Annotated in this window: 22 protein-coding genes; 15 read left to right on the top strand and 7 right to left on the bottom strand. The window is 71.2% G+C overall.

The window, feature by feature from the left end:
* Positions 1-54: 54 nt before the first annotated feature.
* The gene (rpmB, locus tag ABKW26_RS06595; RefSeq protein WP_098454042.1) at positions 55-246 is read right to left on the bottom strand and encodes a 50S ribosomal protein L28; all 192 of its coding nucleotides are present in this window, start codon (positions 244-246) and stop codon (positions 55-57) included.
* A gap of 313 nt (positions 247-559) precedes the next feature.
* Between rpmB and ABKW26_RS06590 the strand changes: the two genes are divergently transcribed.
* From ABKW26_RS06590 to ABKW26_RS06545, 10 genes are all read left to right on the top strand, one after another.
* Entirely contained in the window at positions 560-2,284 is a 1,725-nt protein-coding gene (locus ABKW26_RS06590; protein WP_348591991.1) for a DAK2 domain-containing protein, read from the top strand.
* Positions 2,281-4,575 (top strand): ATP-dependent DNA helicase RecG, encoded by a 2,295-nt coding sequence (locus ABKW26_RS06585; protein WP_348591989.1) that lies wholly within the window; start codon positions 2,281-2,283, stop codon positions 4,573-4,575. Before ABKW26_RS06590 ends, ABKW26_RS06585 begins: the two co-directional genes overlap by 4 nt.
* A gap of 19 nt (positions 4,576-4,594) precedes the next feature.
* Complete coding sequence (gene rsmD, locus ABKW26_RS06580; protein WP_348591987.1) at positions 4,595-5,197, top strand: 16S rRNA (guanine(966)-N(2))-methyltransferase RsmD; 603 nt, start codon at positions 4,595-4,597, stop codon at positions 5,195-5,197.
* 4 nt (positions 5,198-5,201) lie between these two features.
* On the top strand, positions 5,202-5,723 hold the full coding sequence (gene coaD / locus ABKW26_RS06575; RefSeq protein ID WP_348591985.1) for a pantetheine-phosphate adenylyltransferase: 522 nt from the start codon (positions 5,202-5,204) through the stop codon (positions 5,721-5,723).
* Positions 5,716-6,249 (top strand): hypothetical protein, encoded by a 534-nt coding sequence (locus tag ABKW26_RS06570; RefSeq protein ID WP_348591984.1) that lies wholly within the window; start codon positions 5,716-5,718, stop codon positions 6,247-6,249. The genes coaD and ABKW26_RS06570 overlap by 8 nt, the downstream gene beginning before the upstream one ends.
* A 128-nt stretch (positions 6,250-6,377) precedes the next feature.
* On the top strand, positions 6,378-6,947 hold the full coding sequence (locus tag ABKW26_RS06565; protein WP_348591982.1) for a YceD family protein: 570 nt from the start codon (positions 6,378-6,380) through the stop codon (positions 6,945-6,947).
* Positions 6,948-6,949: 2 nt separating this feature from the next.
* Positions 6,950-7,144 carry a 50S ribosomal protein L32 gene (rpmF, locus tag ABKW26_RS06560; RefSeq protein WP_348591980.1) on the top strand — a complete coding sequence of 65 codons (195 nt, stop codon included), beginning with the start codon at positions 6,950-6,952 and terminating at the stop codon, positions 7,142-7,144.
* 50 nt (positions 7,145-7,194) lie between these two features.
* Positions 7,195-7,917, top strand: a complete 723-nt coding sequence (gene rnc / locus ABKW26_RS06555; RefSeq protein ID WP_348591978.1) for a ribonuclease III — start codon at positions 7,195-7,197, stop codon at positions 7,915-7,917.
* Positions 7,918-7,946: 29 nt separating this feature from the next.
* Entirely contained in the window at positions 7,947-8,873 is a 927-nt protein-coding gene (mutM, locus tag ABKW26_RS06550; protein WP_348591976.1) for a bifunctional DNA-formamidopyrimidine glycosylase/DNA-(apurinic or apyrimidinic site) lyase, read from the top strand.
* 100 nt (positions 8,874-8,973) lie between these two features.
* Positions 8,974-9,393, top strand: a complete 420-nt coding sequence (locus tag ABKW26_RS06545; protein ID WP_348591974.1) for a DUF4259 domain-containing protein — start codon at positions 8,974-8,976, stop codon at positions 9,391-9,393.
* Here the strand turns inward: ABKW26_RS06545 and ABKW26_RS06540 are convergent.
* Positions 9,390-10,337, bottom strand: coding sequence for a phosphoglycerate dehydrogenase (locus ABKW26_RS06540; protein WP_348591972.1), 948 nt, complete (start codon positions 10,335-10,337; stop codon positions 9,390-9,392). The genes ABKW26_RS06545 and ABKW26_RS06540 overlap by 4 nt on opposite strands.
* Before the next feature lie 128 nt (positions 10,338-10,465).
* On the opposite strand from ABKW26_RS06540, the gene ABKW26_RS06535 reads away from it, so the two are divergent.
* A complete protein-coding gene (locus ABKW26_RS06535; RefSeq protein WP_211281850.1) occupies positions 10,466-11,092 on the top strand; it encodes a response regulator transcription factor in 627 nt (208 codons plus the stop codon).
* 56 nt (positions 11,093-11,148) lie between these two features.
* Here ABKW26_RS06535 and ABKW26_RS06530 read toward each other — a convergent pair whose 3' ends face one another.
* Genes ABKW26_RS06530 through ABKW26_RS06510 form a run of 5 tightly spaced genes read right to left on the bottom strand, consistent with a single transcriptional unit; the run spans position 11,149 to position 18,469 of the window.
* Complete coding sequence (locus ABKW26_RS06530; protein WP_348591998.1) at positions 11,149-12,366, bottom strand: histidine kinase; 1,218 nt, start codon at positions 12,364-12,366, stop codon at positions 11,149-11,151.
* Between the two features lie 23 nt (positions 12,367-12,389).
* Entirely contained in the window at positions 12,390-14,195 is a 1,806-nt protein-coding gene (cydC, locus tag ABKW26_RS06525; RefSeq protein WP_348591970.1) for a thiol reductant ABC exporter subunit CydC, read from the bottom strand.
* Entirely contained in the window at positions 14,192-15,922 is a 1,731-nt protein-coding gene (gene cydD / locus ABKW26_RS06520) for a thiol reductant ABC exporter subunit CydD (RefSeq protein WP_348591968.1), read from the bottom strand. Before cydD ends, cydC begins: the two co-directional genes overlap by 4 nt.
* Positions 15,919-16,953, bottom strand: coding sequence for a cytochrome d ubiquinol oxidase subunit II (gene cydB / locus ABKW26_RS06515; protein ID WP_348591966.1), 1,035 nt, complete (start codon positions 16,951-16,953; stop codon positions 15,919-15,921). The genes cydD and cydB overlap by 4 nt, the downstream gene beginning before the upstream one ends.
* A 31-nt stretch (positions 16,954-16,984) precedes the next feature.
* Complete coding sequence (locus tag ABKW26_RS06510) at positions 16,985-18,469, bottom strand: cytochrome ubiquinol oxidase subunit I (RefSeq protein ID WP_348591964.1); 1,485 nt, start codon at positions 18,467-18,469, stop codon at positions 16,985-16,987.
* A gap of 414 nt (positions 18,470-18,883) precedes the next feature.
* Between ABKW26_RS06510 and ABKW26_RS06505 the strand changes: the two genes are divergently transcribed.
* The 4 genes from ABKW26_RS06505 to obgE all read left to right on the top strand — a co-directional run bounded on the left by ABKW26_RS06505 (position 18,884) and on the right by obgE (position 25,328).
* Positions 18,884-22,459 carry an Rne/Rng family ribonuclease gene (locus ABKW26_RS06505; RefSeq protein ID WP_348591962.1) on the top strand — a complete coding sequence of 1,192 codons (3,576 nt, stop codon included), beginning with the start codon at positions 18,884-18,886 and terminating at the stop codon, positions 22,457-22,459.
* Between the two features lie 423 nt (positions 22,460-22,882).
* Positions 22,883-23,191 (top strand): 50S ribosomal protein L21, encoded by a 309-nt coding sequence (gene rplU / locus ABKW26_RS06500; protein WP_348591996.1) that lies wholly within the window; start codon positions 22,883-22,885, stop codon positions 23,189-23,191.
* Between the two features lie 76 nt (positions 23,192-23,267).
* Positions 23,268-23,525, top strand: a complete 258-nt coding sequence (gene rpmA, locus ABKW26_RS06495) for a 50S ribosomal protein L27 (RefSeq protein ID WP_348591960.1) — start codon at positions 23,268-23,270, stop codon at positions 23,523-23,525.
* A 264-nt stretch (positions 23,526-23,789) separates the two neighbouring features.
* Positions 23,790-25,328 carry a GTPase ObgE gene (obgE, locus tag ABKW26_RS06490; RefSeq protein ID WP_348591958.1) on the top strand — a complete coding sequence of 513 codons (1,539 nt, stop codon included), beginning with the start codon at positions 23,790-23,792 and terminating at the stop codon, positions 25,326-25,328.
* The last annotated feature ends 18 nt before the right edge of the window (positions 25,329-25,346 follow it).

Genomic DNA, 25,346 nt, shown 5'->3' with positions numbered 1-25,346 from the left:
CCGCCGGACCACTGGTCCGGCGGGGCTTCGACGCGAGCAATCCTGGTGGAGTGCTCAGACGTTACGGGTGACCTTTCCTGCCTTGAGGCAGGAGGTGCACACGTTGAGGCGCTTGGGTGCACCGTTGACGATTGCGCGAACGCGCTGGATGTTGGGGTTCCAGCGGCGCTTCGTGCGCACGTGCGAGTGCGAGATGCTGTGCCCGAAGCTCGGGCCCTTTGCGCAGACGTCGCAGTTGGCAGCCACGGTCTCTCCTGATCGTCATGCACGCCGCGAGGCGGCGAATTCAATGGTCTGTGGGCTGCGGAGCGACACTGCACCGCGCATGAGACGTCCATGCAGGTGAGATTCAGAGCGATCCGCGAATGCCCGAGTACTTCCGGGCAACCTCGATAGGGTAGCCGGTTCTGGGCACCAGACTCAAGTTGTGCTGCGAGACGGGTCGTTCAGCACTGCTGGTGCGAGGTCTGTGGGACGCCGCGCGCAGCACCTCTTCCGATCTGCGCGATCATATGACGTCGGGCGAACGTCGCACCGGATCACGGACGAGGAGGCGCGTGTGGCAGAGGTCGGGACGGCTCACGGCACGCTCACCGCGGACGCGCTCCGGGCGTGGGTCCGCGGCGCTGCAGAGCTGTTGACGCTCGCTCGACCCGTGATCGACCGGGCCAACGTCTTCCCGGTCGCGGACGCGGACACCGGGACGAACATGTGGCTCACGCTCGGCGAAGGGCGCGAGAACGTCGACGCCCTCTCCGCCGACGCCGACGTCGACGCGGTGCTGCACGCGTTGGCCGAAGGCGCGCTGCTCGGAGCCCGTGGAAACTCAGGCGTCATCCTCAGCGAGTACCTGCGAGGTTTCGCCGCGGGTGCGCGTGGCTCGCACACCGGGTCGGCGGCCGCGACGGTCGTCGCTGCGCTGAGGGAAGGCGCCCGCTGTGCCCATGCCGCAGTCGGTCAGCCGCGCCAGGGCACCATCCTCTCCGCGGCGGCAGGCGCCGCCCACGCCGCTCAGGGCGCGCTCGACGCCGGTGCCGACCTCTGTCGTGTCGTGCAGGACGCGCGCGGCGGTGCTCAGGACGCGCTCCGTCGGAGCGCGGACGACCTCGACGTCCTGCGTGAGGCGGGCGTGCTCGACGCCGGTGCGTACGGGCTGGTGCTCGTCCTCGACGCGCTGTGCCGAGCGCTGGGCGGTGACGGACCGGTGTCGGAGGGGCAGGGGAGGATCGCGCCCATGACCGTCCTGACGACGCTGAGCGTCGAGCCGTCCGGCTCGGACGCCGACGAGGTCGTGGCCGCCTGCGCTCACGAACAGGTCGGACGACCCGTCGGTGCCGGCGTCGACGGAGAGTTCGAGGTCATGTACGTCGTGGAGCACAGCACCGACGGCTCCGGAACGAGCGAGGTGTCTCTCAGCGCGGTGGCGGGGCTTCTCCGTGACGAGCTCCGGCACATCGGGGACTCGGTCGCCGTCGTCGGTGGTCCGACCGGACAGGACAGGGACGGGACGTCGCACGGGCTCTGGCAGGTGCACGTCCACACCGACCGTCCTCTCGAGGCGCTGCGCGCCGGACAGCCGTGGACGCAGCGCCAGGTGGTCGTGCGCAGCCTCGAGCATCAGGTGTCCAGCGCCGCGCACGAGCAGGAGGAGAGCCCGGGACCTGCTGCCCTCGGCATCGTCGCGTGCACCGCCTCGCCGGGTCTCGTGACCGAGCTCGCGCGTGCCGGCGCCGTGGTCGTCCTCCGGGAGTCCGTCCCCGTCGCGGCGAACGACGTGCGACGAGCCGTCGAGGAGACCGGGGCGCGGGAGGTCCTCCTGCTCCCGGCGGACGCAGCGACCCGGGAGGCCGCCCGCACCTGGGTCTCCGACGCCGGCGCGATGCCCGCTGCCGGGCAGGACCGCGTCCGCCTGCACGTCCTGGAGAGCGCGAGCGACCTGCAGGTGGTCGCGGCGATGGCGCGCTGGGCGACCGTCCCGCCCGCCCCGGACCGGGCGGAGCCTGCCCACCTCGTCGAGATGCTCGGCGCGGCGGTCGGCTCGGTGCGGTCCACCGCGGTCCAGGATGCCGACCCGGCGAACGTCTGCGCCGCGCTGGCGTTGCTGCTGAGCCCAGACCACGGGTCGGTGACCGTGCTCACGGTCCTCGTGGACGACGCCGTCCCCGACGAGGTCACGGACGCGGTCGTCGGTGCGGCCGAGCGGCTGGCACCGGGCATCGACGTGGTCGCGCTCGCGTCCGGGAGACGCTCCGGCACCGTCGTCCTGGGGGTCGAGCGAGAATGAACGAGACGGCGCCCAGCGCCTGGGACCAGGTGCCCGTCGCACGGATGCACGAGCCGCTCGCCGCCGTCCTCGGTGCGCGCTCCGCAGGACCGCTCGCGAAGATGGGCCTCCAGACCGTCGAGGACCTCGTGCGGCACTACCCCCGTCGCTATGGCGAGCCGGGTCGCATGACCGACATGACGGGACTCGTCGTGGGGGAGCACGTCACGGTCCTCGCCCAGGTCGTCACGGCCACGGTGCGGCACATGCGCTCGCGCGGCGGGGCCATGCTCCAGGCTGTCGTGACGGACGGGACGCAGCGCCTCGGGCTGACCTTCTTCGCGAAGCGACCCGGAGCCCTGCGGGTGCACGAGGACAAGCTGCGACCGGGGCGCACGGGACTGTTCACCGGGGTGGTCTCGGAGTACCGCGGTGAACGTCAGCTGACGCACCCCGACTACCTCGTCGTCGGCGTGGACGCGGACGACGAGGCCGCTGCGCTCGTCGAGGCAGGCAGACCCATCCCCATCTACCCGGCGAGCGCCGCCGCTCCGACGTGGCGCATCGAGCGGTGCGTACGGACCGTCCTCGGCCCGCTGACACCCGACGACGTACCCGACCCGATCCCCGGCGCGGTCCGGGAGCGCCGCAACCTCGTGGGTCTGCACCAGGCGCTCGTCGACGTCCACGAGCCGCAGGACGACGCCCAGTGGCAGCGCGGTCGCGACAGGTTGCGGTACGAGGAGGCGTTCGTCCTCCAGGTCGCTCTGGCACGTCGGCGGTCGCAGGCGGCGCACCTCGAGGCGGTCGCGCGCCCGCTCCTCCCGCCGGCCGGCCCTGGAGACAGCGGTGGCGGTGGCGGCGCCAGCGTCCTCCAGGACTTCGACGCCCGCCTCCCGTTCGATCTCACGGCAGGGCAGCGCACCGTCGGCGAGGAGATCTCCGGCGAGCTCGCGCGCGACCGCCCGATGCAGCGGCTCCTCCAGGGCGAGGTCGGCTCGGGCAAGACGGTCGTGGCGCTCCGGGCGATGCTCCAGGTCGTCGACGCAGGGGGCCAGGCCGCGCTCCTCGCGCCGACCGAGGTGCTCGCCGGACAGCACGCACGGACGCTGCGCACGCTCCTCGGAGACCTCGCGGACGGCGGTCTCCTCGGTGGGGCGGAGCACGGGACGCGGGTGGCGCTGCTCACGGGCTCCCAGGGTGCCGCCGACCGCAAGCGCAACCTGCTCGACGCGGCGAGCGGCGCGGCCGGCATCGTCGTGGGTACCCACGCGCTCCTCGGTGAGAACGTCCAGTTCGCCGACCTCGGTCTCGTCGTCGTCGACGAGCAGCACCGCTTCGGCGTCGAGCAGCGGGACGCGCTGCGGACCAAGGCTGCCCGCGCACCGCACCTGCTCGTCATGACGGCGACACCGATACCGCGCACGGTCGCGATGACGGTGTTCGGCGACCTCGAGATCTCGACGCTCCGGGAGATCCCTGCGGGCCGGTCGGGGATCACCACCCACGTGGTCCCGGCCGGGAATGCTGCCTGGACGGCGCGGACCTGGGCCCGGGTCCGGGAGGAGATCTCGGCAGGGCGGAGCGCCTACGTGGTGTGCCCACGCATCTCCGCGGCCGACGACGCACCGGGAGACGGCCTCGACCTCGGAGGCCTCGACGGCGCAGCCCCGCCCGACGGCGAGCCCGAGCGGCGCCCGCTGCGCGCGGTCCTCGAGGTCGCCGACGAGCTCCGCGGGCTGCCTGTGCTCGACGGGGTGCGGATCGGCATCCTCCACGGGCAGATGGCCGCGCCGGAGAAGGAGGCAGCGATGGCAGCCTTCACAGCAGGTGACATCGACCTCCTCGTCTCGACGACGGTCGTCGAGGTCGGGGTCGACGTCCCCCGGGCGACCGCCATGGTGATCCTCGATGCCGACCGGTTCGGCATCTCCCAGCTGCACCAGCTGCGCGGGCGCGTCGGGCGCGGGTCCGAGCCCGGCATCTGCCTGCTCGTCACGGAGGCGTCGCCAGACTCGCCCGCGGGCAGCCGGCTGGCGACCGTGGCCGGCTCGACGGACGGTTTCGAGCTCGCCGCGGCCGACCTCGAGATGCGCAGCGAGGGAGACGTGCTCGGGTCGGCGCAGTCCGGCCGCGCGAGCTCCCTGCGGCTCCTGCGGGTCGTCCGGGACGCCGACGTCATCGCGGACGCTCGTGCCGACGCCGACGAGGTCGTCGCCGAGGACGCCGAGCTGTCCCCGTGGCCGGCGCTGCGTGCCGCGATCGCCGAACGGCTCTCGGGCGAGCGCGAGGAGTTCCTCGACCGCGCCTAGCCCGGCTTAGGCTGGGCGCGTGACGAGGATCGTGGCAGGACGAGCAGGAGGCCGCAGCCTGGCCGTCCCACCGAAGGGCACGCGCCCGACGAGCGACCGGGTCCGGGAGGCGATCTTCTCCCGCCTCGAGCACTATGGAGCGATCGAGGACGCGCGCGTCCTCGATCTGTACGCCGGCTCGGGTGCCCTCGGCCTGGAGGCCGCCAGCCGAGGTGCCGCCGAGGTGACCCTCGTCGACCTGTCGCGGCAGGCCGCCCAGGTCTGCGCTGCCAACGTGGCAGCGCTCGGGCTCGGTGGCGTGCGCGTGGTCACCGACAAGGCGCTGAGGGCCGCTGCGAGCCCACCCGCACACCCGTGGGACCTCGTCTTCCTCGACCCCCCGTACGACGTGACCGACGCCGAGGTCGCCGAGGTGCTCACCGCCCTCGAACCGCACGTGTCCTCCCGGTGCGTGATCGTCGTGGAGCGGTCGTCCCGCTCTCCCGAGCCGCGGTGGCCGTCGTCGTGGAACTCCATCGCTGCGAAGACCTACGGCGACACGGTCGTCCACTACGCGGAGGTCACCCTCCGTGACGAGGGTCACGAGCCGACCGGTCCCGGCGGGGAACCTGGTCTACCGTGATCGCGTGACAACAGCCGTCTGCCCCGGATCCTTCGACCCGATCACCCTCGGGCACCTCGACATCATCACGCGCGCGCGCAGGCTCTTCGACGAGGTCGTCGTCGGGGTCGCGCAGAACTCGACCAAGGCTGCGCTGCTCGGTGCCGAACTGCGCGTCGAGCTCGCCCGCGGCGCGCTCGCGCACCTCGACGGCGTCCGCGTCGAGCTCGTTCCCGGGCTCCTCGTGGACTTCTGCGAGGAGGTCGGTGCCGAGGCGATCGTCAAGGGGCTGCGGGGCGGCGCCGACTTCGACGCCGAGCTCCCGATGGCGCTGATGAACCGCCACCTGGTCGGAGTCGAGACGGTCTTCCTGCCAGGAGATCCTGCCCTCGCGCACGTCGCGTCCTCGTTGGTCAAGGACGTCGCGCGCTTCGGTGGGAGCATCGTCGATCTGGTCCCTGACGGCGTTGCCTCCGCCGTCCGGGGCGCTCTGGATGGCACCGTGGGGCGTGGACGCACTTCGGCGAGCAAGGAGCACCATGAGTAGCCACGACGAGAACGAGACCTACGTGGAGGGCGAGCACCTCGGTGTGCCCACGCTGCTCGACGCCCTGACGGACGTCGTCGAGCGGGCGCGGGCGATGCCGATGTCGTCGTCCGTGCTGGTGAACCGCAACGAGGCGCTCGATCTCATCGACGAGCTCCGGGACGCGTTGCCGACGCAGCTCACGCGAGCGGACGAGGTCCTCTCGGACGCCGACCAGGTCCTCGCCGAGGCGCAGGCCGAGGCGGAGGACCTCATCGCGACCGCTCGCGCCCGCGCCGAGGAGCTCATCAGCGCCGAGGAGGTCGTCGTACGGGCCGAGGCGCACGCCCGAGAGATCGTCGCGCACGCCGAGGCTACGTCGGCGACGCTCCGTCACGAGGCGGACGACTACTGCGACCGCCGGCTGGCAGAGTTCGAGATCGACCTCGGCAAGATCCTCGCGCAGGTGCACGCCGGACGCGTCAAGCTCGCCGACCGTCTGGGGGAGTCCGACGAGGGCGCGCCCGCGCGGGACGACGACCGCTGAGGACCGTGTCACGCGTCTCTCGCCCTGGTGGGCGTCCTGGTTGGGAAGCGCCCCTGCGATGAAGTAGCATTGCCTGTTGGTCCTGCCACTCACGGCTCCGACCGAGAACCCACCCGTTTGGAATCACCGTGGAGCGTCCCATCACCCTTGATCCTCGTTCGCCGCTCGTGCTGGAGACACGCGAGCTCAGCAAGCGTCCCGGATCGATGCGGACGGTTCAACGCACGGTGATTGCTCCAGGTGATCTCGGGACGGTCGTCATCGGCATCCCCGAGGGCAGCGAGCTCAAGCTTGATCTGAGGCTCGAAGCCGTCATGGAGGGGGTCCTCGTCTCTGGTTCCGTCGCTGGTCGGGCGGTCGGGGAGTGCGGGCGGTGCTTGGACGAGGTCGTCGAGGACGTGGACGTCGACATCCAGGAGCTGTTCGTGTATCCCGAGCGTGCGCAAGCGGCTCAGGACGCGGGGGACGAGGAAGAGGAAGTGCTCGAGCTCCAGGACGATCTCATCGACCTGGAACCTGTACTTCGGGATTCGGTGGTCACTGCACTACCATTCCAACCGTTGTGCTCACCGGACTGCCCAGGTCTGTGCTCCGAGTGTGGAGCGCGTCTGGCAGATGCCGGCGAGCACAGTCATGACATAGTCGATCCCCGGTGGTCGACGTTACAGAGCATGTTCGACGAGACGAAAGAGAGCTAGCCGTGGCTGTTCCGAAGCGCAAGATGTCGCGCAGCAACACCCGTGCGCGTCGTTCGCAGTGGAAGACCACCGCCGCGAACCTCACCACCTGCCCCCAGTGCAAGGGCGACAAGCTGTCGCACGCTGCATGCCCCACGTGCGGTACCTACAAGGGTCGCCAGTACGTCGAGGCGATGCGCACCGAGCACGCCAACTGACTCTTCGACGCTTCCCGCGTCACAAGATTCAGCCGAAGGGGTAGAGACCGGTGGCACCGAAGGTTCAGCGTCAGGTCACACCGGCATACCAACTTCTCGAGAAGCTCGGGGTCCCACTGGACCCCGAGCTTCTCGTGCTTGCCCTGACCCACCGGTCGTTCGCGCACGAGGCCGGGGGCATCCCCACGAACGAACGGCTCGAGTTCCTCGGCGACGCGGTGCTCGGTCTCGTGTCCGCGGAGGCTCTGTACCGTCGGCACCCGGAGCGGCCCGAGGGCGAGCTCGCGAAGATGCGGGCCGCGACGGTCTCGCAGCGCGCGCTGGCGGCGATCGCCCGCAAGCTCGAGCTCGGTAAGTTCATCCTGCTCGGCAAGGGCGAGATGGGCACGGCCGGCTACGACAAGGACTCGATCCTGTCGGACACGGTCGAGGCACTCATCGGCGCCGTCTACCTCAGCCACGGGCTCGAGGTCGCGCGCGAGTTCGTCCACCGCCTCGTCGACGACACGCTCGCGGTCGCTGCGGGCCTCGGCGCGGGGCTCGACTGGAAGACGTCGCTCCAGGAGGCTGCCGCCGAGCACGGCTGCGGCGTGCCCGAGTACTCCAGCGACGCAGAGGGCCCGGATCACGCACGGGTGTTCACCTCGCGCGTGACCGTGGACGGCGAGGTCCTGGGGACCGGTCGCGGGAGCGCGAAGAAGCACGCCGAGCAGGTCGCGGCCCAGGAGGCGTACGAGGTTCTCGTCGCGCGTCCGCTGCCCGCCTCTCGGTGACCGGACCGTGACTCGCCCCGTGGGACGACGTGCCTGAGCTGCCCGAGGTCGAGACCGTCCGTGACGGGCTCGAGCGCACCGTCCTCGGTGCCCTCGTCGAGAAGGTCGAGGTGTTTCGCGACTACAGCGTCCGTCGCCACACGGGAGGCCCGAGGGACTTCGAGGGGCAGCTCGCAGGCCGTCGGCTCACTGCCGCTGTGCGTCGGGGAAAGTACCTGTGGTTGCTGCTCGAGGGTGGCGACGAGGCACTCATGGCGCACCTGGGCATGAGCGGCCAGCTGCTCGTGCGTTCTGCCGTCACGATCGAGACCCTCGCACCCCACCTGCGGGTGCGGCTGTGGCTGCGGGACCCGGGCGGAGCACCGCTCGCCCTCGACTTCGTCGACCAGCGGACCTTCGGCCACCTGAGCGTGACGGAGCTCGTCCCGACCATCGACGGCGGCCCCGGCGGGCTCGGCTCGGACCTGGCTCTCCTCCCGGCACCGACGACGCACATCGCCCGCGACCTGCTCGACCCGGTGCTGGCGCCCGGGACTCCTGGCCGCGACGAGCTCGTCGACCGGGTCAGGCGTCGTCGGACGGGCATCAAGCGAGCGCTCCTCGACCAGACGGTCGTCTCCGGGGTGGGGAACATCTACGCGGACGAGGCGCTCTGGCGCGCCCGGACGCACTACGCCCGGACCACGGAGGGCCTGGCGAGGCCTGCCGTCCGCACTGTCCTCGACGCGGCGCAGGAGGTCATGACCCAGGCGCTGGAGCAAGGCGGGACGAGCTTCGACGCGCTCTACGTCAACGTCAACGGCGCCTCGGGCTACTTCGACCGGTCGCTCGACGCCTACGGTCGCGAGGGGGAGCCCTGCCGTCGGTGTGGCACGCCGATCCGGCGGGAAGAGTTCATGAACCGGTCGTCGTTCCGGTGCCCGCTCTGTCAGCGGGCGCCTCGGTCACCTCGCTGAGCAGCCGTTCTGCGCTGGCGGGCGCTGCCCGTGGTCGTCGGTGCGTGTAGTGTGCCTGCACCGAGGCGTGAGCCTGTGGATGACGTGAAGAGGTGTCGGCGTGGGTGCTTGGGGATCAGGTCCGTTCGAGAACGACGGGGCGGTCGATCTCCTCGCCTCGATCCGTGCGGGCGAGTTCTCGTTCGACGAGCTGGGGTGGGCGTTCGAGGACGACTACCTCGAGGTCGACGGCGGTCAGATCGCGCTCGCTCTCGTGGACCTCTCTCTCGTCGGCCTCGGTGTGCGCAACGGACCCCCGTCCTCTGACCTCACCGGCATCGACCTCGGACCGTTCCTGGCCGGGCTCTCGCGCGAACGGCTCGCGTGGGTCGTCTCGGTCGCGGACCGCACGCTGAGCGGATCCGAGGCGTCCGAGCTCTACGAGCTGTGGGAGGAGACCGACGAGCTCGACACGTGGCTCCGCTCGGCCGAGGAGTCCGTCGGTGAGCTGAAGGCCTACCAGGGGCGGGGCCCGGTCTAGACCTCGTTGACCAGCGGTTCTCCGGCGAGGAACGCCGCGAGGTTCGCCTCGATGAGCGGTGCGGCGTCGAGCGGTCGCCCGCCGGCGGCGTGGGGCGTGAGGATGACGTTCGGTGCCGTCCACAGCGGCGACCCGGTTTCGAGGGGCTCTCGCTCGAAGACGTCGAGCGCGGCGCCCCCCAGCGTTCCTGCGCGCAGCGCCGCGTCGAGGGCCTCCTCGTCGACCGTGGTGCCGCGCCCCACGTTGACGACCCACGCACCGGCGGGCAGCTGGGCGATCCGGGCCGCGTCGAGACTGCGCTCGGTCTGTGCGGTCGCCGGGAGGATCATCACGAGCATGTCCGTGACCGCGAGACGGTCACCGAGCGACTCCTCGGTGATGACGGTGAAGCCCGACCGCTCACCGCCGCGGGTCGCGACGCCCACGACGTGTGCGCCGAGCATCTCGAGGAGCGGGGCGAGCCGCTGGGCGATCCCGCCGAAGCCCCAGATGGTCACCTCCCGGCCGCGGAGGCTCCCCAGCCCGGGGAAGTGGTTCGGTTCTGCGGACTGGACACCGCCGAGCTCGCGCGCCCACCGACCCGCTCGCTGCGCGTCGTGCATGAGGTCGAGGCGCCGCGCGGCGGCGAGCGTGAGAGCGAGCGTGTGCTCGGCGACGGGGCCGTCGTGGAGAGAGCGACCGGACGTCACGACGACGCCCGGGTCGAAGCCGGCGGCGAGGATGACGTCCGGTCCGGCGGCGAGCGCCTGGATCCAGCGCAGCGCGGTGAGCCGTCGGGCGCTGTCGGCGAGCTGGGAGCGGGGGTTGCCCCAGGCGACGAGCACCTCGGCATCGGTGTGCTCGTCGGGGACGGGGGCGGCCGGGTCGTAGTCGACGAAGGCCACGCCGTGTCCCGCGGGGGCCGAGACGGTCAGGGGGAGCGAGGTGGGCAGGAGTACCTTCATGTGCCCACCATGCCAAACTTCCGCGACGATCATCCGCACGTCCTACGGCTCGGCGGCCCGGAGGTGTCTAGGATGCGAGGGTGGACAGTAAGAGCGAGAACCAGCCTGCCGACGCGCAGATCAGCGTCATGATCGTCGACGACCACGAGGTGGTGCGCCGAGGGATCGCCGAGGTGATCGACCGCGCCGAGGGCATGGGCGTCGTCGCCGAGGCCGGGAGCGTCGCCGAGGGGGTCCGACGAGCAGAGCTCGTCCACCCCCAGGTGATGCTCGTCGACCTCCAGCTCCCCGACGGGACGGGGATCGACCTCATGCGGACCCTGCGGGCGAGCCAGCCGGGAATCCGGGCGATCGTCCTCACGTCCTTCGACGACGACACCGCCCTTGCTGCGGCTCTCGAGGTGGGCGCAGCGGCCTACGTGCTCAAGAGCGTGCGCGGGGCGGAGATCGCGGACGTCGTCCGCGCGGTCGCGGCGGGGCGCGTCCTGCTCGACGAGCGGACCGTCACGCGTCGGCGTCGAGAGCACGACGACCCTACCGAGGACCTCACCCCGAGCGAGATCCGGGTCGTCGAGCTCATCGGTGACGGGATGTCGAACCGCGAGATCGCGGAGCGGCTGAGCATCGCCGAGAAGACCGTGAAGAACCACATCACGTCGCTCCTGGCGAAGATGGGCCTCCAGCGTCGGACGCAGGTCGCAGCCTGGGCTGCGGCCCGCCGCAACCACGCGTGGGCACAGGACCCGACGAAGTGACGAGAGAGACCGCTCGCCGCGGGTGACACCGCTGACACCGCACCGGGCGGGTGCTCTCAGACGAGAGCGCCCGTAGCCGGGAGCCTGAGGGGCGCAGACCACGTGAGCAGCGTGCCCCGCCCAGAGGGTGAGCTCTCGAGGCACGACGTCCCGCCGTGCTGCCGCGCGCGTGCCGCGACGTTCCAGGTGCCGGACTTCCGTCCGCTCGGCGCGCCGAGACCCACCCCGTCGTCCTCGACCTCCACCGTGACGTGCCCCGGGGTGCCCGCGTAGGCGCCCTGGCCGGACACGACCGTGACGCGGACGGACACCGACGACGCTCGGGCGTGGCGGGCAGCGTTCGCCAGCCCCTCCCGGACGACCGCGAGGATGTCGTCGGCGAGCGCCTGCGGGACCAGCGCGTCGAGCGCTTCCTCGTCGTCGTCGATCGCGCCGAGGCTCGTGTCGTCGAGAGAGATGACGAGGGAGGGCGCGAAGCCCAGACCCGTGCGGGCGAGCGCGGACTCGCGGCGCAGCCGTTCGACGAGGCCCGTGGCCGCGTCCGGGTCGCGCAGCGAGTGGACGATGGACCGGATCTCGCGGACGGAGTTGTCGACGTTGTCCAGCGCCTCGTCGAGGATCGCGATGAGACCGGCCTTGTCGAGGCCGCGCGCGGCGCGCCGGCGGACGGTCTCGAGCTGCATGCCGGTGGCGAAGAGCTGCTGGATGGCGAGGTCGTGGAGGTCGCGGGCGATGCGCTCCCGCTCCTCGACGAGCTTGGTGAGGCCCTGGGCCTGGCGCGCCTCGGTGAGCACGAGGGCGAGGGCAGCCTGGTCGGCGAAGGTCGACGCCCGTTCGAGGTCCTTGCCGATGAACGACTCCTCGCCGTCCTTGCGGAGCAGGACCAGCACGCCGACAGGCTTGTCGGCGGTCCCCATCGGGGCGTAGAGCGCCGGCCCGTACTTCCGCATGGGCTCGAGGCTGAGGTTGCGGGCGTTCTTGAGCGACGGCACGAGCCGCCCCTTGCCGGTCCGCAGAGCAGTCCACGAGAGTCCCGTGTGGGGCATGGAGAGGCCGAGGAGGTCCTCGGAGCCCCAGCCACGGACGATCTCCATGACGAGCTCGCCCTTGAGCCCGGGGAGGACGAGGCAGGCGGCGTCGGCGTCGGCGATCTCTCGTGCGACGGAGACGATGTGCTCGAGCACGTCCTCCTCCGGGGTGCCGGAGAGGAGCATCGTCGTGATGTGGGCACCGGCGCTGAGCCAGCGCTCGCGCTCCACCGCGTCAGCTTCCATGGGTCTCACGGGTCACCTCGTCCTCACGTCGTCCTCGAGCACGGCACGGTCGTCGGGGAGGGAGCCGCAGGGTCCTGCGTGCTCTCCGCCTCGACACTGACACGGTACGCGGTGCAGGTCGCCAGGAGCGCATCGTGGGTACCCCGGGCGAGCACACCACCGGCATCGAGGACGATGATCTCGTCCACCGTGCGGAGCGCGCTGAGGCGGTGGGTGGCGAGGACGAGCCCTCGGGGCTCGGTGCTGTCGCGCAGGGCGAGGAGGTCGGTCACGAGCGCGTCCGCCGTCGCGGGGTCGAGGTGCTCTCCGGGCTCGTCGACGAGGAGCACGGGGGCCGCGGAGCACAGGGCGCGGGCGACGAGGAGCCGGCGACGCTCCCCGCCCGAGACCGTCCGTGCATCGGGGCCGAGCTGGGTGTGCACGCCATCGGGCAGGGCTGCGAGCCACGCGTCGAGACCGGCGAGGGAGAGTGCCGCCGCTGCCTCGTCCTCGGTCGTGGTCCCGCGGGCGACCCGGAGGTTCTCGAGCACCGACGTGTCGAAGACGTGGGCGTCCTCGGTGGTGAGGGCTGCCGTGGCGGCGACCGTCGCGCGGGGGAGCGAGCCGAGGGGTGTGCCGTCGAGCAGCAGGGTCCCGTCGACGGGTGGAAGGAGCCCCGCGAGCGTCATGAGGAGCGTCGTCTTGCCTGTTCCGCTCGGTCCGACGACGGCGACCGCCTGCCCTGGGTGCACCGTGAGGTGCAGGTCGGAGACGACCGGCTCGCGGCCCGGCCACCCGCAGGTGAGCGCTGACGCGACCAGGTGCCCCTCGTGCTCGCCGTCGTCGACTGCGACCGGCGTGGGCGCGTCTGCGAGCGAGGCAGGGTGCGTGTCGGCACTGTCGAGGAGTGCGACGACCCGGATCGCCGCCTGCCGCGACCGGGAGATCTGGATCGCTGCAGCCGGTAGCACCTGGAGTGCCTCGAACGCTGCGAGCGGCGTGAGGACGACGACGGCGAGCTCGACCGGGGCGAGCGTTCCGGACGCGACCGCCGGCACAGCGAGGAGGAGCGCGCCGAGCACGGCCGCGCCCACGGCGAGGTTCCCGAGCGCCGACGCGACGCCCGAGGTCCGAGCGCCGCGATCCGTCGAGGCAGCCAGCCGTCGGTCCGCTGCGCGCAGGGCCGCGAGCCGCTCGTCGAGGTGACCCGACACCGTGAGCACGGCGGCGTCGTCGACGATCTCCTGCGCGAGCGAAGCCATGTCGGCTCGTGCGGCACTCCCGTCCGCCTCGGTGGACCGTGCTCCGACGGCGGCGAGCCAGGGCGCGACGACGCCGGCGAGGACGAGGCAGAGCGCGAGCGCGGCGGCGGCTCCCGGGTGGAGGGTACCGACGAGGAGGGTCGACGCGACTGCGAGCACAGCTGCAACCGCCGCTGGCAGGAGCCCCCGGACGACCACGTCGCCGACCGAGTCCACGTCAGCTCCCACGCGCGCGAGGAGGTCGCCGCGACGCAGGGACGCCACGGACTCGAGGCGACCGACGGCCAACGACTCGTAGATTCGGGTGCGCAGGGTGGCCATCCCGCGCAGCGCGATCGTGTGGGACGCGAGCCGTTCGAGGTAGCGCAGAACTCCGCGGGAGATACCGAAGGTGCGGACGGCGACGGTCGCGACGGAGAGAGTGAGGACCGGGGGCATCTGTGACGCCCGGGCGATGAGCCAGGCCGAGACGGCGGCGAGCGCGATCGCGCTGCCGAGGGCGAGCACGCCCAGGAGGACGGCGAGCGCAGCCCGGCGCCACGACACCCCCAGCAGGGCGACGGCGCGCCAGAGCGGGTCCTGCCTCATGAGTGCACCACCGCTCGGTCGCGTGCGGGGGACGAGGGCTCGACGGTGGCCTCGGAGCGCACCGTGACGACGTCGTCTGCCACGGCGACGAGACTCGCCCGGTGCGCGACGAGCACGACCGTCCGCCCGGCGTCGCGCAGCGCGCGGACCGAGTCGAGGACCTGGGTCTCCGAGAGGGCGTCGAGGTGAGCGGTCGGCTCGTCGAGGACGACGAGCTGCTCCGTCCCGAGCAGCGCGGCCGTGAGCGCGACCCGCTGGCGCTGACCGACGCTCAGCCCCACACCACCGTGACCGATGACGGAGTCGAGGCCCGCAGGGAGGGTGCGCAGGACGTCGTCCAGGCCCGTGAGACGGGCGACCGTCCGCAGCCGCTCCTCGGCGTCCGTCCCGGCGCGCGACCCGTCGAGGAGCGCGCCGCCGTGCGGTCCGCGCCCGCCGAGGGCGGACCGGATGGTGCCGGGTGGCAGGGCGGTCCGCTGCGGCAGCCATGCGATCTGCTCGCGCCAGCTCGCCGGAGCGATGTCGGTGAGGGGGAGGCCGCCGACGCTCACGCCCCCCACCTCAGGCGTCAGCAGACCGAGGAGGACGAGCACGGCCGTCGTCTTGCCTGCTCCGCTGGGGCCGACGAGCGCGACGATCCGTCCGGGCCGGATGGTGCACGTGAGGCCCGCCGGCGCGCGGACACCCCGACCGGGGGCATCGACGCCGACACCTTCGAGACGGATCTCCGCGTGGCGAAGGTCGGGCGCGGGCAACGTGCCGGCAGCCGGGGGTTCGACCTCCAGGACGTCGAAGGCCTTCTGTGCCGCGGTGATCCCGTCGAGCGACGCGTGGAAGTGCACGCCGATCTGCCGCAGGGGCTGGTAGACCTCGGGGGCGAGGACGAGGACTGCCAGCGCGGGCTCGAGCCCGACGTCGCCGTGGACGAGCCGTAGACCCACGCCGACGGCGACGAGCGCGACGGAGAGCGTGGTGAGCAGCTCGAGGACCATGCCGGAGAGGAACGCGACGCGCAGCGTCCCCATCGTCGACCGCGTGTAGGCCTCTCCGAGGTCACGCACGCGCGTCGCCGGTCCGTGCTCGCGCCCGAACGCGCGGAGGGTGGGCAGCCCGGCGAGCAGGTCGAGCGACTGCGCGCCCAGGCGCTCCATGACGGCGAGCCTGCGCTGGGACGTCGACTGCGTCATCTGACCGACGAGGATCATGAAGATCGGCACGAGCGGGATCGTCGCCGCGATGATCGCCGCGGAGATCCAGTCCAGCCCGAGCACGACGAGCAGCGTCGCAGGTGTGACCGTCACGGCGAGGAGCAGCTGAGGGAGGTACCGCACGAGGTAGGGGGCGAGGTCGTCGAGGCCGCGGGTCGCGAGCGTCACGACGTCCGTGCCCCGGCCGGAGGCGGACCAGCGCGGACCGAGCCGAGCAGCCCGGGCCACGAGCTGCGCTCGCAGGTCCATGATCACCCGTGCCGCGGCGCGGTGTGCATAGCGTTCCTGCACGCCGTGGACGACCGCGCGCAGCACGACCACGAGCAGCAGCCAGCGGAGCGGGCCGGCGACGTCCTCGAGGCTCGCGCCGCTGCTGACGACCGGCGCCAGCGCAGCCGCCACGAGGAGCGCCTGCGCGACGACGAGCGCAGCCGTCGCGGTCCCCGTCGCGGTGACGAGCAGGATGTACCCGCGGGCGGGCCGCGCGAAGCGCAGCAGACGCGGGTCGAGAGGCTTCACGCGGAGTCGCGCGGGACCGACAGGCTCGGCAGCCCGATGGGCTCTGGGATGTGGTGGAGACCGAGGCGCTTGCGGAAGACCCAGTACGTCCACCCCGTGTAGAGGAGCACCAGCGGTGTGAGGATCACGGCGACCCACGTCATGAGCGTCAGCGTGTAGTCCGTCGACGACGCGTTGTCGACGGTGAGGGAGTTCGCCGGATCGAGTGCAGGCATGACGTCCGGATACATCGAGCCGAAGATGAGGACCACGGCGGCGACGATCGCGACGGCGGACCACGTGAACGCCCAGCCTTCGCGCGCCTTCGCGTTCGCGACGACCACACCGACGAGCGCTGCGGCTGCGACGGCCACGGCGCCCCACGTCCACATGACGGAGTACGCGATCTGGGCCCACACGGCCCAGAGGCCGGCGGCGAGGACGCTCGCGACCGAGAAGTACCCCGCGAGCCGTCGCGCCTTCACGCGGGTCTCGCCCTCGGTCTTGAGCGCCAGGAACACGGCTCCGTGGGTGAGGAAGAGAAGCAGCGTGACGACGCCGCCCAGGAGTGCAAAGGGGGACAGGAGGGACCAGAACCCTCCGACGAACTCGTGGTCGGCGTCGAGCTCGACGCCCCGGACGAGGTTGGCGAACGCGACGCCCCAGAGGATCGACGGGAGCCACGATCCGATGATGATCCCCTGGTCGCACCGCTTCTGCCAGACGGGGTCGTTGATCTTGCTGCGGTACTCGAAGGAGATGCCGCGCAGGATGAGCGCGATGAGGATGAGGAACAGCGGGATGTAGAAGCCGGAGAACATCGTGGCATACCACTCCGGGAAGGCCGCGAACGTGGCTCCTCCGGCGGTGAGCAGCCACACCTCGTTGCCGTCCCACACCGGGCCGATGGTGTTGATGATGAGGCGCCGCTCCTTCTCCTTGCGGCCGAGGACAGGAAGGAGCATCCCGACCCCGAAGTCGAAGCCCTCGAGGACGAGGTACCCGGTCCACAGGACCGCGATGAGGACGAACCAGACGATGTGAAGATCCATGGGTCAGACGTCTTTTCTCGCTGGGCGGGTGTCAGTAGGCGAAGGAGAGCGGTCGGTCGGTGGCGTCGTCGTCGCCACGGGCCTCGGGGGAGTCGTCGTGGACGGTTGCCGGTGCGCCCTCGACCATGTACCGCCAGATCAGGCGGCCCCAGACGACGGTCAGCGCGGTGTAGACGAGCGTGAAGATCACCATCGAGGCGAGGACGACGCCTGGCCCCTGGGCGGTCGAGACGCCGCGCTCGGTGAGCATGCGGATCGCGTCGATGCCGGTGGGGTTCGGGACGACGACCCAGGGCTGGCGACCGGTCTCGGTGAAGATCCAGCCGAAGGACGACGCGAGGAACGGCGTCGGGATGGCGATGAGCCCGATCCGCGCGAGCCACCGGCTGTCGCTCACCCGTCCCTTGCGGGTGAGCCACAGGGCGAGAAGGGCGAGCGCGGCGGAGCCGGCACCGAGGCCGATCATGAGCCGGAAGCTCCAGTACGTGAGAGCGAGGTTCGGCGAGTAGTCCACGGGGTTCCCCGCGGCGTCGACGTCTCCGTAACGCTCCTCGTACTGCTCCTGCACGTCGTTGACGCCCGGGAGGTAGGAGTCGAAGCTCCCGTCGGCCAGGAAGCTCGTCGCGCCGGGGATCGAGAGGACGTGCGTCACGCCCTCGCAGCTGTTGGAGAGGTCGCCGAGGGTGAGGATGGAGAAGCTCGCGCCCGACTCGCCCTCGCAGAGCGCCTCCGCGGCCGCCATCTTCATGGGTTGCTGGTCGAACATGAGCTTTGCCTGCGCGTCTCCCGAGACGGCGATGCCGATGCCGGAGACGATCATGGCGACCAGACCGAGCACGACCGCCGGGCGGTACACGTCCCGGGCGACGTCGCTGCGGCCCCTGCGCACCTCGCGCACCATCCACCATGCGGCGATGCCTGCGACGAAGGTCCCGGCCGTGAGCCAGGCGGCGGTGATGGTGTGCGGGAAGGCGGCCAGCAGCGTGGGGTTCGTCAGCACGGCGCCGATGTCGTTCATCTCGGCCCGGTCGGTCACGGGGTTGTAGATCGCCCCGACCGGGTGCTGCATCCACGAGTTCGCCGCAAGGATGAAGTAGGCCGAGAGGTTGGTGGCGATCGCCACCGCCCAGATGCACGCGAGGTGGACCTTCTTGGACAGCTTGTCCCAGCCGAAGATCCACAGGCCGAGGAAGGTCGACTCGACGAAGAACGCCGCGAGCGCCTCCATCGCGAGCGGAGCCCCGAACACGTCTCCCACGAACCGTGAGTAGTCGCTCCAGTTCATGCCGAACTGGAACTCCTGGACGATGCCGGTGACGATCCCGATGGCGAAGTTGATGAGGAGCAGCTTGCCGAAGAACTTCGTCAGCTTGAGCCACCGCTCGTTGCCGGTGCGCACCCATGCCGTCTGCATGATCGCGACGAGCGGAGCCAGGCCGATCGTGAGGGGCACGTAGAAGAAGTGATAGACGGTGGTGATGGCGAACTGCCACCGTGCTAGGTCCAGGACGTCCACGGTGCTCCAGGTGATCGGGCGACTGCGAGTGCGAGTGCGCGGGGCGTGAGCCAGCTTCGATCTGACGCTATGTCGCGGTGTCCGAGGGCGGTAGGACCTAGGTCCCGACATTGCGTGGGCGCCACGGGTGGTCCGTGTGACGTTGGTCTCGGGTGCGCTGTGCGATACTGAGTACGGCTCGAGGCCCCACACGCCACGACGCCGAGATTGTGCTCGCAGCAACCGCGAATCGCGGATTGTGGAGCGCCGCAGCCGGGAGAACACCCCGACAGCCTGGCGCCCACGTCGCTCGCCCTTGCCGCGTACCGATACCGACGACTTCCGTCGCAGCTGCTGGCTGACGACGACTGAACCGCCCCCGGGGCGCCGCTCGTGTGGGGCGGGGCTCTCATCGGGGCACCTGGAGCACACCACGTGACGCTCGACAACAGCACGACACCCGAATCAGCCGGAACGACCGGGGCGGACGCGGTCCCCGCGAAGAAGCCCGCCCGACGCAGGGTCACCCGACAGGCAGCAGCACCCCAGCCGCTCGTGGGCGGGGACGGGACAGCGGAGCAGGCAGCACCTCCGGCGCAGGCCGCCGCGCAGCCGGCTCCGTCGCTCGACGTGCTCGCCGAGTTCGCGACGCCGGCCGCCGAGCCCGCTCCCGCCGCGGCACCCAAGCGTCGCCGTGCGACAGCGTCGGGACGTGCCCCTGCTCGCTCCGAAGCTCCTGAGAGCGCCCCGCCGGCCGCCTCTGCCGCCGACACCGCCGACGAGGCACCTGCAGCCCCCGCCCGCCGGAGCCGCTCCCGGGCGAAGGCAGCCGTCGCTTCCCCGCCGGCGCCCACCACCGCGTCCCACGAGGACGAGGTCGCCACGCTCGACGTCGTCGCGTCGATCGAGGCCCTCAGCGCAGCGTCTGACGTCCCCAGCGACGAGGCGCCCGCTTGGACCGCCCGCGGCCGCCGGACACGCAGCGCCGGTCGCGCCAGCGGTGCGCCGGTCGACAGCGCGCCGCAGCAGGCCGCCGAGCAGTCCCCGCAGCGGACCGAGCAGCCCCCGAGGCAGACCGAGCTGGCACCGACCCTCGAGGCTCTGGCGGACGCAGCCGACGCTGCTGACCTGTTGAACGCACCCAAGCGCGCGCCCCGCACCCGCGGCAGCCGCCGCGCGACGAGTGCGCCGCAGTCGACGGCACCCGACGCCGTCACGCCCGACGCCACGTCGGAGACACGCTCGGGCGAGACGGTTCCCGTCGCGGAGCCGGACGCGACCGAGGACGCTGCTCCCGCGCGGACGTCACGCCGGACGCGGGCGACCCGTCCTGCCCGCGGAGCTGGCGCTCCTCCGTCCGACGCCCCCGTGGCCTCGACGACCACCTCGGACGCACCCTCCCGCGACGAGGCTCCGCCCGAGGACGTACCTGCCGCCGAGGTGACCGCACCTTTCCGCGCCAGCACAGCTCTCCTCTTCCAGGCGCCCGACGCGTCGGCGGTCCGCACCGGTCGTCGTCGTGCGCAGTCGCCTGCTGGCCCGCCCAAGCCTGTCACCGCGACGACGGGCCCCATCGACGACGAGCCGGCCGAGGACAGCGTCGACGAGCTCGAGTCGGACGAGGGAGTCGAGAGCCCGGAGGTCGACGACACGTCGGCAGGCTCTTCCGACATCCTCGAGAACGACGACGACGAGGGCGATGACGATGCCGCCTCAGAGGCGAACGACGCCCCTCGCCGTCGCCGTCGCCGCGGTGGACGCGGCCGTCGCAACCGTGGTGGGTCCGACAACCAGCCGCTCGACGACGAGGACGGTCCCGACGACGAGCAGGGGTCGTCCGAGGACGAGGGGTCGACCGACGACACGCACGCTTCGGACGGCGAGCAGCAGCCGAGCGGGCGTTCTCGCCGCCGCTCGCGCGCAGGCGGTGCCGTGAGCACGAGCGTGGTCGACGACGACGAAGACGCGTCGGAGGACGAGGACTCCGACGCGGACGAGTCCGACGAGAGCGGCTCGAGCCGTCGTCGCCGTCGTCGCCGACGTGGCAGCCGCGCCTCCGAGGCCGAGGCACCTGCCGCTGCCGCGCCGCGCAGCCCGGCACGAGGACGCACCGCCTCCGACGAGGTGACGGCCCTCAAGGGGTCGACACGCCTCGAGGCCAAGCGCCAGCGTCGCCGCGAAGGACGCGACGCGGGCCGTCGCCGCTCGGTCATCACCGAGGCGGAGTTCCTCGCACGGCGCGAGAGCGTGGACCGTTCGATGATCGTCCGGGAGCGCAACGGCCGGACGCAGATCGCGGTGCTCGAGGACGGCGTCCTCGTCGAGCACTACGTCTCGCAGCAGTCTCAGGCATCGATGGCGGGCAACGTCTACCTCGGCCGGGTGCAGAACGTCCTGCCGAGCATGGAGGCGGCCTTCGTCGACGTCGGCAAGGGGCGTAACGCAGTCCTCTACGCCGGTGAGGTGAACTGGGACGCGGCCGGGCTCGAGGGTGCGCCGCGACGCATCGAGCAGGCGCTGAAGTCCGGCGACCCCGTCCTCGTCCAGGTGACGAAGGACCCCATCGGCCACAAGGGTGCCCGGCTCACCTCTCAGATCACTCTTGCTGGTCGGTACCTCGTGTACGTGCCGGGTGGCGGCATGACGGGAATCTCCCGCAAGCTCCCGGACACCGAGCGCGCGCGCCTGAAGAAGATCCTCCGTGAGGTCGTCCCCGAGACGGCGGGCGTCATCGTGCGCACCGCGGCCGAGGGCGCCAGCGAGGACGAGCTCCGCGCCGACATCGCCCGCTTGCAGCTCCAGTGGGAAGCGATCCAGAAGAAGTCGAAGAGCGCCTCGGCGCCGGCCCTCCTGCAGGGTGAGCCGGACCTCGCGATCCGTGTGGTGCGTGACATCTTCAACGACGACTTCCGCTCGCTGACCATCTCCGGTGCCAGCGCATGGTCCGAGATCTCCGAGTACGTCAACGAGCTGGCCCCGGACCTCGCGGACCGTGTGACCCGGTGGACGAGCGAGAAGGACGTCTTCGGGGAGGCTCGGATCGACGAGCAGCTGGCCAAGGGCATGGACCGCAAGGTCTGGCTGCCCTCGGGCGGGTCGCTCGTCATCGACCGGACCGAGGCGATGACCGTCGTCGACGTCAACACGGGCAAGTTCACCGGCTCCGGCGGGACGCTCGAGGAGACGGTGACACGCAACAACCTCGAGGCGGCGGAGGAGATCGTCCGGCAGCTGCGGCTGCGGGACATCGGCGGGATCATCGTCATCGACTTCATCGACATGGTCCTCGAGTCCAACCGTGACCTCGTGCTGCGCAGGCTCGTCGAGTGCCTCGGCCGGGACCGCACCAAGCACCAGGTCGCCGAGGTCACCTCGCTCGGGCTCGTGCAGATGACCCGCAAGCGAGTGGGCCAGGGCCTCGTCGAGGCCTTCAGCGAGACGTGCGAGCACTGCAACGGTCGGGGCTTCATCGTCCAGGACGAGCCCATCGAGAAGTACTCCCAGGCGGGCACCCCGGGTGCGGACCTCGCTCCGGAGCACGCGCACGACGGCGGAGAAGCGAAGCGTTCACGCCGGAAGCGGCCGGCGGGCAAGGACGGCGCGGGAGACGCCTCGAGCGTGCCTGTGCTCCCTGAGGCCCGCGAGGCCGTCAAGGCGACCCTAGCCACGATCGCGGCTGCGGCGGCCCACGCCCACGACCACGACCACGCGCACGAGCTGCTGACGCACGACGAGGCGGGCGACAGCCCGGCAGTGTCGGGCGACCTGGACGCCGGTGCCGAGGTCGAGCAGGCCGAGGAGCCGGAGCGCGTCGCTCCACTGTTCGACGTGCTGGCGGAGCTCGGGGGTGCACGTCCCGGCGCGGAGACCGACGCCGCGAGCGCTCCGGTCGAGAGCGAGTCGACGGATGCCACGTTTCCCGGTGCCGACGAACCCAGCACCGACGAGGCGCCGGAGCCAGCGGCCGACGGGGCTGACGAGGCTCCTCGGGAGGTTCCGCCGCACGACTGACGAGCAGGGCTGACCGCCACGAGCGGGTAGGGAGCGCACGAGATGCGGCACAGGACCACGGGTCCGGTGTCGCATCTCGTGTCTGTGGGCTATGAGACGCACCACAGCGGACAGGGCGGTCTGCTGCGGGAGGTGGCCGGGGGCCGCGGCAGGGCGCGGCTGTGCCGACTGTGCCGGTCGCAGCTGCCACCCTGGCGGACGGTCCTCCGGCGAGAGCGACGTGACGTGCGTGCCGGAGTAGGGCATGATTGTCGGTGGAGCCGAGCGGCTCCGCCCGGGTTCGTCGCTCATTTGACCCTGAGCCCAGGATTCCGTAATCTTGGACGTCGGCGCGATTTGGTTCGTGCTGGTCCCGTGTGCTCCCAAGCCGATCAGGCCTTGGTGATGAGCGCGCAGTTGAGACTAAGAGAGATGAGCAGCAACGTGGTGTACGCGATCGTCAAGGCCGGTGGCCGCCAGGAGAAGGTTTCCGTTGGTGACGTCGTCGTCGTCGACCGACTTTCCGGCGACGCTGGCGATACCGTCGAACTGCCCGCGCTGCTTCTGGTTGACGGGGAGAAGGTGACCACTGACGCGACGAAGCTCGCGAAGGTCAAGGTCACTGCAGAGATCGTCCGGGACGAGAAGGGCCCGAAGATCATCATTCTCAAGTTCAAGAACAAGACCGGTTACCGCAAGCGCCAGGGACACCGTCAGCAGCTGACGCGTCTCAAGGTCACCGAGATCAAGTAATTCCTCCTCGCAGGGGGCTGGTGCCTGCTGCGAACGGTTCTTCCAGACACTCTTCAGCAGGAAAGCAGGTACCGCCATGGCACACAAGAAAGGCGCGAGTTCCTCGCGCAACGGTCGCGACTCGAACGCCCAGCGCCTCGGTGTCAAGCGCTTCGGCGGCCAGGTCGTCAGCGCCGGTGAGATCATCGTCCGCCAGCGCGGCACTCACTTCCACCCCGGGCTGAACGTCGGCCGTGGCGGCGACGACACCCTCTTCGCCCTGACGGCGGGCTCGGTCCTGTTCGGCCGTCGCCGTGGCCGCAAGGTCATCGACATCGTCGAGGCAGCTGTCTGACGCTCAGACACGCACACAGCTTGTGAAGAGAGGGGGGGGGGGGGGGGGGGGGGGGGGGGGGGGGGGGGGGGGGGGGGGGGGGGGGAGAGGGGCGCGCCGACAGGTGCGCCCCTCTCTTCAGTTGGAGACAGTCAGGTCACGACTGTCAGTTCACGACAGATCCACAGTCCGCCACGGTGCGTCACACCTGCTCGTCGTGGTCGCACAACCGCTCGTCCCGTACCCGCGTCTCGCGCTTCCTGAGCTCTTCTGATTGGTTGATCCATGGCTTCGTTTGTTGACCGAGTGGTCCTGCACGCCTCTGGCGGGAGCGGTGGCAACGGTTGCGCCTCGATCCACCGCGAGAAGTTCAAGCCTCTGGCCGGTCCCGACGGCGGCGACGGCGGTAACGGTGGCTCGGTGATCATCCGGGTCGACCCTCAGGAGACCACTCTTCTCGAGTTCCACCACAGCCCGCACCGGCGTGCCGCGTCCGGGACCCAGGGGATGGGCGACTACCGCCAGGGGTCGAACGGCGAAGACCTCGTCCTGTCGGTCCCCTCGGGCACCGTTGTCAAGGACCGTGACGGCAAGATCCTCGCCGACCTCGTCGGCGAGGGTGCCGAGTTCGTCGCCGCTCCGGGTGGGTACGGCGGGCTCGGCAACGCCGCCCTCTCGTCGAAGCGCCGCAAGGCTCCTGGCTTCGCGCTGCTCGGGGAGCCCGGCGAGGAGCAGGAGATCGTCCTCGAGCTCAAGACCATCGCCGACGTAGCGCTCGTCGGGTATCCGAGCGCGGGGAAGTCCAGCCTCATCGCCGCCATCTCCAAGGCGCGGCCGAAGATCGCCGACTACCCCTTCACCACGCTCGTCCCGAACCTCGGCGTCGTCGATACCGGCAGCTCGCGGTACACCGTCGCGGACGTCCCGGGCCTCATCCCCGGCGCCAGCGAGGGCAAGGGCCTCGGCCTGGAGTTCCTCCGTCATGTCGAGCGCTGCGCCGTCATGGTGCACGTGCTCGACTGCGCCACGCTCGAGCCGGGTCGCGACCCGATGAGCGACCTCGAGACGATCGAGGCCGAGCTCGCCGCCTACGCGGGCGACCTCGAGATCACGGGGAGCCGGGTGCCGCTCAACGACCGTCCGCGCGTCATCGTCCTCAACAAGGTCGACGTTCCCGAGGGACGCGAGCTCGCCGAGCTCGTCCGGCCCGATCTCGAGGCGCGCGGCGTCAAGGTCTTCGAGGTCTCTGCCGTGAGCCACGAGGGACTGCGCAACCTCACGTACGCGCTCGGGGAGTACGTCGAGAGGGCCCGTAAGTTCGCCCCGGCGGTCGAGCCGGCGCGCACCGTCCTGCGACCGAAGGCAGTCGACGACATCGGCTTCACCGTGAAGCGCAAGGAGTCCGGTGGCCAGCCGTACTACGAGGTCCGTGGTGCCAAGCCCGAGCGCTGGGTGCGTCAGACCGACTTCACCAACGACGAGGCCGTCGGATACCTCGCGGACCGGCTCGCCACGATCGGCATCGAGAAGGAGCTCTTCAAGGTCGGCGCCGTCGCCGGCGACGAGGTGCGGATCGGTCCCGAGACGAACGCCGTCATCTTCGACTGGGAGCCCACCCTCATCTCTGGATCGGAGCTGCTCGGTGGCCCTCGCGGCACCGACATCCGGCTCGAGGACTCCGGCCGGCCCACCCGCGGCGACAAGCGCCGCCAGTACACCGAGCGGATGGACGCCAAGGCCGACGCCCGCGCGGAGCTCTGGACCGAGCGCGAGGCCGGCGTGTGGACCGACCCGAACCTGGAAGACGGTCCCGTCGACCACTGATCCGCGAGAGGATGACCA

This window comes from Sanguibacter sp. 25GB23B1 (assembly GCF_040012415.1).
Classification (GTDB): Bacteria; Actinomycetota; Actinomycetes; order Actinomycetales; family Cellulomonadaceae; genus Sanguibacter.
Note: the sequence above shows the minus strand (reverse complement) of the source record. Positions and strands in the feature narration are given on the sequence as shown.